Source organism: Mucilaginibacter dorajii (assembly GCF_024808255.1).
GTDB lineage: Bacteria > Bacteroidota > Bacteroidia > Sphingobacteriales > Sphingobacteriaceae > Mucilaginibacter > Mucilaginibacter dorajii.
The window spans coordinates 1-15,758 of sequence record NZ_JANTYS010000031.1 but is presented as its reverse complement, the minus strand read 5'-3'; the positions used below and the strand labels follow the sequence as shown (position 1 = coordinate 15,758).

At 42.7% G+C, this 15,758-nt stretch carries 13 protein-coding genes; 6 read left to right on the top strand and 7 right to left on the bottom strand.

Going from position 1 to position 15,758, the window contains the following annotated elements; genetic code table 11:
- Positions 1 to 51: 51 nt before the first annotated feature.
- The 5 genes from FHS10_RS26445 to hemB form a co-directional block, all read right to left on the bottom strand.
- On the bottom strand, positions 52 to 573 hold the full coding sequence (locus FHS10_RS26445) for a SusR-related protein (protein ID WP_259096966.1): 522 nt from the start codon (positions 571 to 573) through the stop codon (positions 52 to 54).
- The gene (locus FHS10_RS26440) at positions 573 to 1,280 is read right to left on the bottom strand and encodes a response regulator transcription factor (RefSeq protein ID WP_259096964.1); all 708 of its coding nucleotides are present in this window, start codon (positions 1,278 to 1,280) and stop codon (positions 573 to 575) included. Before FHS10_RS26440 ends, FHS10_RS26445 begins: the two co-directional genes overlap by 1 nt.
- 10 nt (positions 1,281 to 1,290) lie before the next feature.
- Positions 1,291 to 2,166, bottom strand: coding sequence for a sensor histidine kinase (locus tag FHS10_RS26435; protein ID WP_259096962.1), 876 nt, complete (start codon positions 2,164 to 2,166; stop codon positions 1,291 to 1,293).
- A gap of 90 nt (positions 2,167 to 2,256) precedes the next feature.
- Entirely contained in the window at positions 2,257 to 3,627 is a 1,371-nt protein-coding gene (hemL, locus tag FHS10_RS26430; RefSeq protein ID WP_259096960.1) for a glutamate-1-semialdehyde 2,1-aminomutase, read from the bottom strand.
- Positions 3,628 to 3,780: 153 nt separating this feature from the next.
- Positions 3,781 to 4,752 carry a porphobilinogen synthase gene (gene hemB, locus FHS10_RS26425; RefSeq protein ID WP_259096958.1) on the bottom strand — a complete coding sequence of 324 codons (972 nt, stop codon included), beginning with the start codon at positions 4,750 to 4,752 and terminating at the stop codon, positions 3,781 to 3,783.
- A gap of 189 nt (positions 4,753 to 4,941) precedes the next feature.
- Here hemB and FHS10_RS26420 point away from each other — a divergent pair, with 189 nt between their 5' ends.
- On the top strand, positions 4,942 to 5,907 hold the full coding sequence (locus FHS10_RS26420; protein WP_259096956.1) for a DNRLRE domain-containing protein: 966 nt from the start codon (positions 4,942 to 4,944) through the stop codon (positions 5,905 to 5,907).
- Positions 5,908 to 5,955: 48 nt separating this feature from the next.
- On the opposite strand, the gene hemC is transcribed toward FHS10_RS26420, so the two are convergent.
- Complete coding sequence (gene hemC, locus FHS10_RS26415) at positions 5,956 to 7,551, bottom strand: hydroxymethylbilane synthase (RefSeq protein ID WP_259096955.1); 1,596 nt, start codon at positions 7,549 to 7,551, stop codon at positions 5,956 to 5,958.
- A gap of 752 nt (positions 7,552 to 8,303) precedes the next feature.
- On the opposite strand from hemC, the gene FHS10_RS26410 reads away from it, so the two are divergent.
- On the top strand, positions 8,304 to 10,991 hold the full coding sequence (locus tag FHS10_RS26410; RefSeq protein WP_259096953.1) for an ABC transporter permease: 2,688 nt from the start codon (positions 8,304 to 8,306) through the stop codon (positions 10,989 to 10,991).
- A 217-nt stretch (positions 10,992 to 11,208) separates the two neighbouring features.
- Here the strand turns inward: FHS10_RS26410 and FHS10_RS26405 are convergent, their stop codons facing one another.
- Positions 11,209 to 12,396, bottom strand: a complete 1,188-nt coding sequence (locus FHS10_RS26405; protein WP_259096951.1) for a class I SAM-dependent rRNA methyltransferase — start codon at positions 12,394 to 12,396, stop codon at positions 11,209 to 11,211.
- A gap of 245 nt (positions 12,397 to 12,641) precedes the next feature.
- Here FHS10_RS26405 and FHS10_RS26400 point away from each other — a divergent pair, with 245 nt between their 5' ends.
- The 4 genes from FHS10_RS26400 (at position 12,642) to FHS10_RS26385 (ending at position 15,655) form a co-directional block, all read left to right on the top strand.
- Entirely contained in the window at positions 12,642 to 13,031 is a 390-nt protein-coding gene (locus FHS10_RS26400; protein ID WP_259096949.1) for a VOC family protein, read from the top strand.
- A gap of 28 nt (positions 13,032 to 13,059) precedes the next feature.
- Positions 13,060 to 13,362, top strand: a complete 303-nt coding sequence (locus FHS10_RS26395; RefSeq protein WP_259096947.1) for a VOC family protein — start codon at positions 13,060 to 13,062, stop codon at positions 13,360 to 13,362.
- Positions 13,363 to 13,578: 216 nt separating this feature from the next.
- On the top strand, positions 13,579 to 14,667 hold the full coding sequence (locus FHS10_RS26390) for a TlpA disulfide reductase family protein (RefSeq protein WP_259096946.1): 1,089 nt from the start codon (positions 13,579 to 13,581) through the stop codon (positions 14,665 to 14,667).
- A gap of 139 nt (positions 14,668 to 14,806) precedes the next feature.
- Positions 14,807 to 15,655, top strand: coding sequence for a DUF2911 domain-containing protein (locus tag FHS10_RS26385; RefSeq protein WP_259096945.1), 849 nt, complete (start codon positions 14,807 to 14,809; stop codon positions 15,653 to 15,655).
- The last annotated feature ends 103 nt before the right edge of the window (positions 15,656 to 15,758 follow it).

Here is a 15,758-nt window from a genome sequence, read left to right as displayed (position 1 = left end):
GCCATGCATTTTTGTCTTGACTCTTGATTCTTGACTCTTGATTCTTCAACCCTATTTTTTTTTAATCTCCTTGTGAAGTTTGTTGATCACATCCTTCATTTTGGCTGTAATTTTATCAGTATGCTTTTCGGTAAGCTGTAAATAGGCTTGCGCTTTTTCATAGTTACCGCGCCTTATGCTGATGTTGGCTACGGTTACCAAGGCTGCCACGTGATCGTTTAAATTGCGTAACGGATATTGCGCCGCCATTTCATAATGTTGTTCCGCTGCTTCAAAATCCTGTTTTTGTATGCAGATACCGCCGTATATAAACTCGTAGAACCCACGGCGTTTTTTGCTGAGCCATTTTGGATTGCTTATTTCGTTCAGTGATTTCTCGGCCTTAACAAAATCTTTATTATGAAAATATTTGGCCGCAACAACCAGGGTGCCTTGTTTAAAATAATCCCAGATCAATAAAATGATCATCAACACCGCTACTGCTGCCAGCTCATAAATACGTAGATATAGCAACAAGCCTAACGACAGCAGGAAAACAAATGCAATAAATATGCGCACCTGGTTACTGAACATTAATGCAAATTATCGGTGAATTTATAACCTACGCCGCGGATAGAGTGAAAATAAACCGGGTTTTTAGGATCTGGTTCAAAATACTTACGAAAGGTAAGAATAAAGTTATCGATGGTACGGGTTGACGGATACACATCATAGTTCCATACGGTTTCCAGGATCTGCTCACGCGATACGGCGTCGTTCCTGCGCTCAATTAGCAATTTAAGCAGCATGGTTTCCTTTTTGGTAAGGGCGGTGATTGATCCATCCTCATTAACTAACTCAAACGAGTTAAAGTGAATGGTTTTTTCACCTATTTTGTAACTGTTAAACTCTTTCAGGTCATCGCCTTTCAAACTGCGTTTTACCAGGTTATTCACCCTTAAAATTAGTTCTTCCAGGTTAAACGGCTTAGTCAAGTAATCGTCTGCACCTTTTTTAAGGCCGGCAATTTTATCTTCGTTAGTGTTTTTGGCAGTAAGGAACATAATAGGCACCTCGGTGTTTTCAAGCCTGATGGTTTCTGCAACCACAAAGCCATCAATCTCGGGCATCATTACATCTAATATAACCAGGTTAAAACGCTCTTCTTTGAATAACTGTAAAGCTTTTTTACCATTTTTTGCTGTAGAAACTTTATAACCTTCCAGCTCAAGGTTAAGCTTGATGGCTTCCAACAAATGTTCTTCGTCTTCGGCCAATAAAATTCTTTTTTTGTTAAGCATCACTTATAATTTAGGTTAATCCAAATACAACTTCAAAAATACTGCCTGCGGGGCGGTTGTCTTTCACCTTAATGCTGGCATGGTGCTTATCCAGCACCTCTTTTACTATATACAGGCCCAAACCGGTACCTTTGGTATTACGGGTTTCCTCGCTGCCAACACGGTAAAAACGGTCAAAAATACGGGCTTTTTCATGATCGGCAATGCCTATGCCCTGATCGGCCACTTCCAGGTAAACCTTATCATCTTTTGAAAATAGCTTAACTGCTACTGCCGAGCATGGGTTTGAGTATTTCACCGCGTTTTCGATAAGGTTGGTTACTACCGATGTAAGGGCAAATTTATCGCCGGTGATCTCAATTTTCGGTTCAATTTCGGCGTCGATGATCTGCTGGTTGCAATCGCACTTGGTAATTTGCAGGCGGTTAACAATGCTATCAACCAAAACCGATAAGTTAAAACTTGCTTTAGGGAAGCTGTATGAGCGGTTTTCAATTTTTGATGCCAACAGCATATTTTCAACCATATCATCCAAACGTTCTACATCGTTCAACGATTTATCAATAAAATCAAGGATCTGTTCCCTGGTTAAATTGCGTTTTTGAATGGTTTGCAGTAATATTTTAATTGAGGCCAGGGGCGATTTGAGCTCATGTGTTACCGAAAGCAAAAAGTTCTTTTTTTGCTCAGATAATTTTTGCTGCCGGTTAAATGATTTATGCAGGTTATAGGCACCTATCACAAATACCGCAACAAACATAGCGCCTTCGCCCATGATCATCCCGGTACGCCTTGGCTGCAACGAAACCAGCATATACCCCCACCAAATCAGCTCCGCAACAGCGTAGATGATCAGCGCGTAAAATATTACAAATGTTTTTTTCATTTTAGTTTCAGTTTGCTGTGGGCAGTTTGCAGTTCGCAGCGGGCGTTGTTAGTCTGCTTTAACTGCAAACTGCCTACTGTTAACTGCAAACTACTTCCCGTTAAACACTAAATCAAGACTATCAAATATAGCCCGTTTTGTTTTTTCCAAATCAATTTTGGTATGGGCCGATGATATAAAACCAACCTCATAACCTGATGGACCAAGGTAAATACCCCGGTTTATCAGTTCGCGGTGAAACTTTTTAAATTTCTCCATACTTGAAGCATCAATATCTTCGGCTTTACGAATATACTCTTTATCTGTAAAAGCAAACCAGAATATCGACCCGATACCAAACACCTTAAATTTATAATTACGGGCCGTAGCAAAACGCTGAATGGCTTCGGTAAATTCCTCTCTCTTGTTATTCAGGTCGCGGTAAAAGCCCATGCGTAAAAGCTCACTTAACTGAGCTATGCCTGCTGCCATGGCTACCGGGTTACCAGATAAAGTGCCCGCCTGGTAAACGCCACCATCCGGTGATACATTACCCATAATTTCTGCCGATGCGCCGTAGCAGCCAACCGGCAACCCACCACCAATGATCTTACCATAGGTGATGATATCAGGCTTGATCTGATAGTAACCAGCTGCGCCTTCAAAGCCAACGCGAAAACCCGAGATCACTTCGTCAAAGATCAGCAGCGTGCCGTTTTTTGTGCATATATCGCGCAAAAATTGCAGGTATTCTTTTTCCTGTAATAGTAAACCGTTATTAGCCGGGATAGGTTCAATGATGATAGCCGCGATTTGATCTTTAAAGTCTTCAAAAGCCTTTGTAAGCGCTTCTTTATCGTTCAGTGACACCACGATGGTTTCATCGGCGAAAGCCTTTGGTACGCCCGCGGATGAGGTTTCGCCAAAAGTAACCAGGCCAGAGCCTGCTTTTACCAGTAAGGCATCTGTGTGCCCGTGATAACAGCCTTCAAATTTCAGGATCTTATCACGTTTGGTATAGCCACGTGCCAGCCTGATGGCCGACATTACCGCCTCGGTACCCGAGCTTACAAAACGCAGTTTTTCAATAAATTTATTGTTTTTCAGGATCAGCTCGGCCAGTTCGTTCTCTAAGGCGGTTGGAGCACCGAAGGACATGCCATTTTGCATCACCTCAATCACTTTCTCTTTAACCTTGGCGTTGTTGTGGCCCAGGATTAGTGGGCCCCATGAGCAGCAGTAGTCAATAAACTCGTTACCATCAGCATCCCAAATATGGCTGCCATCGCCTTTTTGAATAAACAAAGGTGTACCGTAAACAGATTTAAACGCCCTTACCGGCGAGTTTACTCCTCCAGGAAAGTACGTTTTAGCTTTGGCATATAACTCCGCAGATTTTTCCCTGCTGATATCAGGCTTGCCAGTAGTATTCACCGGCTCATTAGCCTCGCCCGAAAACATCTTTTTAATTGAATCTAACATTTTTGAAACTCTAAATCCTAATTTTTAAACTCTAATTTTTTAAATCCTAAATTCTAATCTCTAAATTCTAAAGTTTAAAACTTGCTTTTTTACATTCTGACTCTATTTCCCCCCTTTTGTTAGGGTTTAGAAATTAGAGTTTAGAATTTATTACTAAAGCCATTTATTTTCCAAAACCTCTTTAGCATGATACGTTAATATCGCAGTTGCGCCGGCCCTGCGGATGCTGGTAAGCACCTCGGTAATGGCACGCTGCTCGTTAAGCCAGCCGCGTTGTATTGCTGCTTTGATCATAGCATACTCGCCGCTAACGTTGTAAGCAGCAACAGGTAATTCGGTATTATCTTTTATCAGCTTTATTACATCTAAGTAAGGTAAAGCGGGTTTTACCATTAAAAAATCGGCTCCTTCCAATTCATCCAGGTTAGCCTCAATTAGTGCTTCGCGCTGGTTAGCCGGGTTCATCTGGTATGTTTTTTTATCGCCAAATTTAGGAGCTGAATTTAAAGCATCCCTGAACGGACCATAAAAAGCACTGGCATATTTGGCCGAGTACGACATGATAGAAACGTTGGTAAAGCCATTATCATCTAAAACCTTACGAATATATCCAACCCTCCCATCCATCATATCTGATGGTGCTATGATATCGGCACCGCATTGCGCATGCGCTAAAGCCATTTTACCCAGCACCTCCAGCGTTTCGTCGTTCAGGATCATGCCGTCTTTAACAATACCGTCATGACCGTCGCTGCTGTAGGGATCCATTGCCACATCAGTAACAACACAAGCCTCAGGAAAGTTCTTTTTAACTTCACGGATAGCACGCAGATAAAGGCTTTCCTGGCGGTAGCTTTCGGTAGCCATGGCATCTTTTAAAGCCTCATCGATATTAGGAAACAGATCAAAAGAGTATAAGCCCAGCTTAAGGCAGCTTTCAATCTCGCGCAGTAAATTATCAATAGAGTACCGGTAAATACCGGGCATGGAAGCCACTTCACTTTTCTGGTTCACACCATCAATAATAAACAGCGGGAATATCAGGTTAGCCGCGCTAACGTGTGTTTCCTGCACCATCTGGCGTATAACTTCACTTTTTCGGTTTCTACGAGGTCTTTGTAACATTTTATGTTCGATGCTCAGGCACCAGTAATTACTTTCGGGCCCTAATGAACGCAAATTTATATAAACGCATACAATTATGGGCTCTTTAAAATCCTTAAAGGTAATTTATGGCGTAAAGATGATTTTACAAGAGTATTTGAAATTTCAAAACATTGCTTACATTTATACTACCTAACTGTCTGATAAGCAATGAAAACCTTTAGATTCCCGCTACTAATCGCGCTGGCGTTTTTGGCCATGCTAAGTGCATGCAAAAAAGCAGATTTAGCACCGGTAGCCTCAACTACTACTCAAACAACTACTATCCCAAAGGTTTTGGCCCAGGCTGAAGCAGATGTAACCATTACCTTACCACAGGATTCGATACAACTAACCGGTAAAAGTGGTAATACCGCCGACGTGGTAGTGGGTTATTTATGGAGCCAGATTTCGGGACCTGCAGAGGCATCTATTGTGAATGAAGCCTCTGCATCAGCAACAGCAAAACATCTTATTGAAGGAAAATATCAGTTTCAGTTCATGATTATTGATAAAGATGGCCTTACCGGCGTTGATACGGTTGGTGTAACGGTAAAGGCGGCGAATGTTACAACGCTTGATCTTTCGCCAAACCATAACCCTTATGAAATCAATATCGCGGTGTACAACGGACAGGATGCCACTAACCGTACATCCATAGAAGAACCGCTTTGCGCCTGGACCATCAACTCTTTACCAATCACAACCCGTAATTTATTGAAATTTGACTTGAGCAGCGTTCCCGCGAATGCAACCATCATATCTGCCGAACTCCATTTATATTCAGATACTATACCTAAAAACGGCGATCTGATAAATGCAAATTCGGGTGCCGACAATTCCTTTGTGGTGCAGCAGGTAGCTACCGATTGGGATAAAACAACCGTGAACTGGTTTAACCAGCCGGCAGGCTTAACCACCAACCAGGTTGTGTTGCCGAGTACCGATCAGCCTTTTTTGAATATGAATATTAACGTAAAAGATATGGTAAGCGCCATGGTAAGCGGCAATGTCAATTACGGATTTAAGCTATCTGTTCAAAAAGAAGTACTGTATACCAGCCGGATATTTTGCTCAAGCTATTATGATGACGCCACAAGGCATCCCAGGTTGATAGTGAAATACGTAAAACATTAACTTTGATGATGTTGCCCGTAACCGATGGTTATGGGCAACATTTGTTTTTTAGCACCTGTTAGTCAAACAAGTTGTTCCAAAAACTGCTTCGGCTAAGCCAACTTCATCTGGCGAGTAGGGAAGTGTATACCTGGTTCCCATTTCATCAAATTTTTTGCCGGTTGATTTACCAATGGCAATTACCTGCTGATTGGGCTCCAGTAAATTATCCTGGAAATAAGCTTCTACATTTGAGGGGCTGGTAAATACCAATATATCTGCACCGGTACCTTCTACATCCTCCTCAAGCACAGTTTCATAAACCGTAAGATCAATTATTTTAGTTTCGGCAGATAAGCCCTGTTGTATGCTGCGTAAAGAGCCTTCGGCACCGGGGAACAGTACCTTTGAGCCGTTAGCTATCGCGGCAAAATCGGCAGCAACCTCAGTAGTATCGCCACTTTCGCCAACATAGGCAGCAAAGTGACCATTGCGGCGCAAGGTATCTTCAGATCCCGTGCCCATCACACCAAATTTTACTTTGGGGGACAATTGGGGTTTTAATGCGAAGAAATATTCAACAGCATTCTTACTACTGAAGAAAACCCAGTTGATATCTCTTAAAATATATGGATCAAGCTTGTTTATTACGGGTACCGTGCGGATCAGTGAGCGGGCGTCTATCGCAATATTATGTTTCTCTAACGCCTTACGAAAATAGCTTTGTTCCGAAAGATCGCGGGTAATGAACACGCTTTGGGCCAGTTTGCGGTTAGTATCAAACATGGCTACAACTTTGTGCGCCAATCCTTCGGTAGTTGGTGCTTCTATAAACACCCTGTCGGGGAAGTCGTCACCCTCATCGGCCTTGGATGTAAACACCTGGAACAGATCATCTTCCTTACGGCAATAGCAGCCCAAAGGCAGGTGACAACCACCTCCAAATAACTTCAATACGGTGCGCTCGACAGCTAATTCCTCGGCAACGTTGGCGTGGTGCAGGGCTTGCAGGGCTTCAAAAAGCTCCTGATCTGTTTCGCGGATCTGGATGGCCAAAGCGCCCTGTGCAGGTGCAGGGATCAGCTCGGCGGGGGTTAATTCCTCTACATGAAACTCGCTCAGGTCAATCCCTAAACGGCTTACGCCAGCTTTAGCCAGCATAATGGCATCATATTTTTCATCACGCAGTTTGCCTATGCGGGTAGGTACATTGCCACGTAATTCTGCTATCTCCAGGTCGGGGCGGTAGGCAAGCAGCTGAGCTTTGCGCCTGTTTGATGATGTACCCACAGTGGCGCCGTATTTAACGGAAAGCTTTTGGTGTACATCCACACAATCCTTCAATATCAACAACAGTTCAGAAGGGTCTTCCCGTTCTGAAACTGCTGCGATGATGAGTCCCGGAGGGTTTTCGGTTGGCAGGTCTTTATGCGAGTGTACCGCAAGGTCAATAGTGCCGGCTATCAGTTCTTCTTCTAATTCTTTGGTAAAGAAACCCTTACCTTCCAGCTTATCGAAGCTTAGGTTGAGGATGCGGTCGCCCTGGGTCTTTATGATCTTTAGTTCGGCGGTAATATTGATGGCAGCAAGGCTGTCTTTTACAAAATTAGCCTGCCACAGCGCTAATTCGCTGCCTCGTGTTCCTATTATCAGTTTTCTGTCCAAAAGAATGATTGTTTGCAGCCGCAAATTTAATTCTTTATCGCCACCAAATAAACTCCAATTACACTAATCGACCCGAAATATCACAAAATGACCTTTTTGTGTGGATTTTAGGAAACCATAGCACTTGAGGCAACGCGAAAGATAACTCCCCCCTAAATGAACATATCTATTTGATTTAACTGTATTAGAGCCCGTTTGAATTTCTTTTAAGAATATTTTATATGATCCATGAGGGTGAATATTCAGCGCTCAATCAGTCAAATTCGGGAGTGTATCGTCCTGAAAAAAGTCTACACTTTATTTTAGTCCTAAATTGAGTTTACAGGAGTTTTTTTCTAAAATCGAGCTAAATAACTGATAGTGAGATAGAAAAGCGTTCCATGGAATTTATTTAAAAAAAATCGTAACTTGTTGATTACTAACAGAAATGCGTTCCAAAGCGTTCCACCCGTTCCGGTGGAACAGTAACAAGGTAATGCATAGTACATCAGCTTCAGGAGTTTAGCCGGGTTTCCTTTTTAAACAGGCTCTTAATTTTTAGGATTAAATATTATCACAACGATTAAATCCCTGAACCATAAGCTTATCATCAACAAAACCGCACACCTGTTGTAACGTTTTCGAACATCCCAACCGAAGCACATATCCCAACCTGCTAATTATCAACATATTAATTATATGGCACGGGTTTTAAAATAAGCATAACAATATCTGTTACAATACTTTAAAACAAACAACCCTGGTTAATCAAAATGGATACTCAAGACCATATCCTTACCCTGGCGGTTAAAAAGATAACAGGTGAAGCTACTGCCGAAGAAATACAGGAGCTGGATGCCCTGTTAAAAGAAAACCCGGATGCGATACATGTTTTACAACTATTGTTTGCAGAATGGTCGGCAGATGAACAAATATCCAGGGCAGATGCCCACAGGCTTCTGGCGAAGATAATGGCCCGGATAGGATATGCAGAAACCCGTCGAAATCAATATATTGGCATATCAAACAGCCAATGGCAAAAACCTAAACCAACATTAACAACCCGCTTTAAAACCAACATCACCATGATCAGAACTTACATTAAACTGGCCTACCGGAATTTGATTAAGGACAAAGCCTATTCCATTATCAACATATCGGGCTTAGCCATTGGCCTGGCATCAAGCATCCTGATATTGCTTTGGGTACAGGGAGAATTAAGTTATGATCAATTTCATAAAAACGCGCCGCAGCTATACCGTTTAGCCTGGGATACCGACGGCATTACACTCGCGGGTTCCCCAACAGGAATGGCCGCCGCGCTAAAAGCGCAAATACCGGCGGTTAAAAATACCACCCGGGTAGATGCCCTGGGCAACACCCACCTATTTGAAGCAGACAATAAAAAATTTGTAGAAAACAGGGTGCTTTTTGTCGACCCGAATTTCCTGGATGTATTTTCATTTAGCCTGGAAAAGGGCGATAGGGCCACGGCATTAAAACAGGTAAATGGCGTGTTAATAACCGAGGCTACAGCAAAAAAATACTTTGGTAACCAAAACCCTATCGGGAAGTTTTTAAAACAAGATCACACCGACCAGGTAGTTGTAACGGGCGTATTGGCCAATCCCCCCGTAAATTCGCATTTACAGTTCGACTTTATTATGCCCATGGCCGCTTTATTTAAAGCAATACCCAAGTTGGAACGCTTACAATGGGCGGCTCCATTTTTTTACACTTACATTCAGTTAGATAAAAACTATGAGCCCACCGCGGCCAATCTATCGAAGCTGGAAAAACAGGTATCACAGATCTATCATAAACAGGAGCCGGAGGTAAAAAGTGCGTTTCGCCTTCAGCCCATGACCCAAATCCACCTGTCACCCGCAGCGCAGGTGGATTCGCCGGGACATGGCAACGCTCTTTATGTAAAAATCTTTTTAATTGTGGCTATCCTGATACTTGCGGTAGCCTGTATCAATTTCATGAACCTGGCAACCGCGCGTTCGGCGCGCAGGGCCAAAGAAATTGGGTTACGAAAAGTGGCGGGAGCTCAGCGGATCCAGCTTATTTTCCAATTTCTGAGCGAATCGGTCTTCATTGCTTTTTTATCCTTATTTCTTGCCCTTTGGATAGTGGTTTTATTCCTGCCGGTGTTTAATGACCTGGCCGGCAAACAGCTCAGCGTTAATTTAACCGATGCAAAGCTTTGGTTAAGCCTTTTGGGTATTGCCTTATTAACCGGGGTAATATCTGGCAGTTACCCGGCTTTGTTCCTATCGGGCTTTAACCCTGTTAAAGTGCTTAAGGGCAATGTAAAATCAATGGGCGGCAATTTGCTTTTTCGCCATAGCCTGGTGGTTACCCAGTTTGTGGTTTCGGTGGTATTGCTGGTAGGTACAGTGGTTATTTACAAGCAGCTTAAATATATTAAAGATAGAAACCCCGGTTTTAACAAGGCCAGTCTTTTGTATATGGATATGGACGATGATATGCAGAACAAAGAATCGGTGTTAAGAAACGAGTTAAAACGGAATCCGCTCACCAGCGACTTTGCTATTACCAGCGAACTACCTGTAAACCTTGAAGCAGGGGCAATGGTGTCATGGCCCGGCAAAGACCCACGCATTTTAACCGACCCGATCCCGATATTAAATGTAAGTGAGAATTTTCTTAATTTACTTAAGATCAAGCTGACAACAGGTCGTTTTTTTTCAGAATCAATTACTACCGATTCCAACGACTGTGTTGTTAACGAAAAAATGCTGAAGCTGATGGGCATACCAAATGCCCGGGCTGCAATAGGTAAGCAGGTAAAATTTGGGCGCAATACCCAAAGCACAATTATTGGCGTAGTAAAAGATTTTAATTTTAAACCCGTACAGTCAGCCATCGAGCCGTTAATCTTTCGCCTGAGTACCGGAGGCGGCACCGTAGTTATCCGCACAAAAACCGGTACTACCACCGCAACCATCAAGGCTTTGGAAAAAATAAGCAAGCAGCTTAACCCGGGTTATCCGTTCAGCTTTGGATTTGTAGACCAGCAACTTGATAAACAGTATCGGGGCGAGCAGCAGATGGGTAATATTTTTAAACTGTTTGCCGCCATCGGTATTTTTATCTCCTGCCTTGGCCTGTATGGTTTATCGGCCTTCGTAGCCGAGCAGCGTACCAAAGAAGTTGGGGTACGCAAGGTATTGGGCGCATCGGTTTTCAACCTGGTTTATTTATTATCATCGGGCATAACCAGGCTAATCCTGGTAGCTATATGTATTGCAGTGCCGGTTTCCTGGTATGCTGTAAACAGCTGGCTAACTACCTTTGCCTATCATATAGATGTAAGCTGGCTCATATTTTTCATAGCATCGGCAACTGCTTTAAGCATTGCCTGGCTAACGGTTAGCTATGAATCTATCAGGGCAGCGAGTGTTAACCCTATCAAGAGTTTGCGAACAGAGTAAGGGAAGAGTCAAGAGGTTAGAATCAAGAGTTAAGACTTTTGGGGGTTAATTTAGGGTACATAATTGAATCGTCATTACGAGTTTTTAAATCCGGGGACTTTGGAGGAGGAAATGACATATAAAACCCGTCATTGCTTCGTCGTGCCTCCTCGCAATGACGGGAACTCCATATTTCCTGTAGCTGTCTTTATTCCTTGTTCCATAATCTAAAAAACCCTTAAAATACCCTGCACAAAAGTCCCTTCAAATACTCTCCCTCGGGGAACGATGCCCTTACCGGGTGATCTTCGGGTTGGTGGAATTGGTAGATGAACTGCACCTGTTTGCCGGCATCAAGGGCCGCCCAGGCTATTACCTGTTTAAAGGTTTCCATATCCATAGCGCCCGAGCAGGAATAGGTGGCCAGTAGGCCTCCTTCGTTAAGTAGTAGCATACCCAAACGATTGAGATCTTTATAAGCGCGGGATGCCCTGGTTAAAGCCGAGCGTGATGGGGCGTATTTAGGCGGATCGAGCACAATGATATCAAACTTTTCGCCGTCATCCCTAAACTTGCGCAATTGCGCGTTTACATCCGATTTGATGGCGGTATGTTTACCGGCATCAAGTTTATTTAACAGGATGTTTTCTTTCAATGTCTCAATAGCCAATGCCGAGCTATCCACACTGGTTACCGATGTGGCTCCGTCTTTTAAGCTGTTTAGCGTAAAACCGCCGGTATAGCAAAAGCAATCCAATACTTTTTTGCCTTTGGCGTAAGTGGCAACCACATGGCGGTTATCCCGCTGATCGCAATAAAAGCCTGATTTTTGACCTTCGGTGATGTTGATGCCGTAAACAACACCGTTTTCCATTACCTCCACAATTTCGGGTGGGGCACTGCCGGCCAATACCTTGTTTTCGGTTTCGGTCATGCCTTCGTGGGCACGGGAAGCCGCATCACTTTTATCCGATATGCTTTCGGGGTTCAGCAGCTTTTGAAGCTCGTCGATAATAACCGGCATCATGCGTTCCATCCCCGATGTAAGCACCTGTACGGCTAAATGTCCTGCGTATTTATCAACAATCAATCCCGGCAGGTAATCGGCTTCGCTAAAAACCAGGCGACAGGTATTGGTTCCATTGGCTAAAACGTTGGCACGGCTTTTAACCGCTGTAGCTAATTTGGCACGAAACCAGTCGTCATTAATTTCAACAGCTTCTTCCCACTCCAGCAGGCGCAAAGCCACGCGCGATTGGGCGTTGTAAAAACCATAGGCCATAAAATCGCCTTTTGCATTAAGCAGGCGCACCACATCGCCATTGGCGGGTTTACCTTTTACCTTATCAATAGCCCCGCTAAATACCCAGGGATGCCTTTGCAATACAGCTTTCTCTTTGCCTTTATTTAATACAACATCAATCATGGTGCAAAGGTAGTAATTTGGTAAGTAGTTGATTGGGTTGATTAAGAGAGGGGTTTGGTAAGGTAAGTTTTAAGCATGCTCCCGCAGAAAGCTTTTATTTGATCTTATAATTATACGTCAACACAGTTACAAATTGTGTTGACTATTGGTCTAAGGCTTTAATTTGCTTTAATTATTCGAACCACTGATATTTGTAACAACACATTAATGTTTAGGCGCTTACCTCACCATCAAAACGTAATACAATGTCAAAGCTCAATTTCATTTCGCCTTTTTTTATTGTTTCCAATTTAAAAGATTCGGTGGCTTTTTATGTTAGTAAACTTGGATTTAAAGTGCTGTACATCGGCCCCGAAGGTGATGAATATTTTGCGATGATAGGCCGCGGCCCGGTTTCTATTATGCTAAAGGCTATTACTCCCGATATAAAACCCATCCCTAATCCTACCCGGCATGAATGGGCCGCCTGGGACGCGTATGTATCGACTGAAGAGCCCGATACCTTATTTGAAGAATTCAGTTCGGCCGGTGTAATATTTAGAAAACCCATTCACGATAACAGCGACGGTTTGCACGGATTTGAAGTAACAGATGCCGATGGCTATGTTTTATTTTTTGGCAGACCAAAAGCCTGACGATCATTTTCATTAATATCTTATCAGCATGCAAACAGCTTATCCTAAGATCAAAAACATGAGTCCTCTTTTTGTGGTGGCCGATCTTGAACAGTCCATAGATTTCTATACTCAGAAACTGGGGTTTGAAATTGATTTTCGTTATGAAGATTTTTATGCCGGGATTACCAGGGATGGTTTCAGCATCCATCTAAAATCGGGTTATCCGGCTAACGAGGAAAGGACAAGCAGGCACGATAATGAACATGTGAATATTACTTTTCAGTATCAGGTATTCATAACCTTTTTGAAGCGATCAAAAGCAGGCAGGTCATCATCGTTCAGACTTTGAGACAGATGCCTTACGGCAACGAATTTTATATTGCCGACCCGGACGGGTATATATTAGCCTTTTTGGAATAAGTATTGGGCAGATCATATCTGTTTTACTACCACGAGTTACCCTGTACTAAACTCGCGACAGCTGAAAGCTGATTTTGGGACCACTCTGTATTTAATATGGCAATAAATAAGCGCTTTAATAGTTATATTTGAGCAACATCACATTATGAAATACACCAAAACCGCTGTAATTGCCTGCTTACTGTTTTTTGTTTATGTATCTGCCTCGGCCCAGGGCTATGTGCTTAACGGCAAAACCAGTGGTATAAAGGATGGCACCCACCTCTACCTGCGCATTGGTAATGCTGAAAAGGAAGCAGACTCTGCAATTGTTATGAACAACAAATTCCGGATGAGGGGTAAGATAACTGAAAAAGCTGCGGAGGTTATTTTGCATAACGCCGGATTTACCGATTACGTTTTTTTCTGGCTCGAAAACAAACAGATGAGCATTAGTATAAAAGCAGGTGAATTTAAAAAAGGCCTTATTAAAGGCTCTGCCGTACAAGATGATAATAACCAACTGACAGCATCTAAATTACCCCTTACACAACAGGAAGACAGCTTGAATAATGTATTAGAAACGCTGAAAGATTCTGTTAAGCGGGCAGCACTGAATAAAGATTTAGATAACATTAAAGAAAAAGAGAAACAAGCAGATATAAACTTTATAAAAATACACCCAGGTTCGCTCGTTTCGGCTAATTTATTAAACATATATGCAACCACCTGGGGCAAAGAAACAACTTCGGCATTGTTTAAAAACTTCAGCCCCGAAATGAAAAAAACTCATTTCGGATTAGATATTGCAACCTATATCAAGCTAAATAAAAACGTGGATGTTGGCGCAAAATATGTTGATTTTGAACAGCTTGATGCAACCGGAAAACAGGTAAAGCTTTCTGATATTAAAGCAAAATATATCCTGTTAGATTTTTGGGCATCATGGTGCGGTCCGTGCCGGCAAGAAAACCCTGCAGTGGTAAAAGCTTATTCTTTATATAAGGATAAGGGCCTGGCTATTTTGGGCGTATCCTTAGATACCGACAAGGCATCGTGGCTTAAAGCAATTGCCGATGATAAATTAAGCTGGCAAAATGTTAGTGATTTAAACAGCTTTAGTAATAAAGCGGCTTTAATTTATGGCATAAACGCAATCCCCAATAATTTCCTGATCGATTCAAACGGTACCATTATAGCACGCAACCTCAGAGGCGAAGCATTAACCGCAAAGTTACAGCAGCTTATGCCATAACTTACTAATCAACCACTCACCTAATCAACTCAATCCAACTTATTCCACACCACCCCATTAAACTTTTACCAATATTATCACTCCAACACAATAATTCCCGATTAAAAACATTTGGTATCTTAGTTGTCTGAAACATAATATGAGAAAAACTTACTTCCTGTTAGTTACCGTGCTATTGGCATGTTGTAGCTATAAAAGCTATGCCCAGGTGCCGCGCATTCCTGAGGCCAGTTCAACACAAACCATTATCCAGGATTTTGGCCTGGGTAAAATAACCGTCACCTACTCACGCCCAAATGTTAAAGACCGCAAAATATTTGGCGGTATTATTCCCTGGGGCGAAGTTTGGCGCACAGGTGCCAACTCCGCAACTACCATCACCTTTTCTGAAAAAGTAAAAATTGAAGGCAATCCCATTCCTGCTGGTACTTACTCTCTTTTTACTATTCCTGAAAAAAATGAATGGACTGTTATTCTCAACAAAGTTGTTAAACAATGGGGCGCCTACAGCTACAAGCAAAGTGAGGATTTTTTGCGCTTTCCCATAAAGCCGCTTCGCGTGAGCGAAAAGCGTGAAACCTTTACCATGGCTTTTGCCAACTCCACCACCAAATCAACAGATCTGTACCTGGTTTGGGACCATACCGCGGCCATGATCCACATGGAAACTGACGATGATGCCAAAATCACCGCAAACATTGATGAGCTGATGAAGGGCGACCGCAAGCCATACTACTTCAACGCTATTCAATACTATTACGAAAACAATAAAGACGTTGACAAAGCCTTAGGCTGGGTTTATGAGGCCGAAAAGATGGAACCTAAAGGTCCTTGGTATAAACTTTGGGAATCGCGCCTGTTATTGCGCAAAGGCGATAAAGCCGGCGCCATTGCCGCCGCCGAAGCCGGCATTGCCCTTTCAAAAGCGAGCAAAGATGATGAGTATGAAAGGCTAAACCAACAAGCGCTGGATAACGCGAAGAGGTAGCCTCACCTAAAGAGGCTGTATCATAAATCATGATCAGCCTCTTTTTTATTACTAATGTTTTATTGCTGTAAATTCAAATATCTATTTATTGTTTAATTTGTTT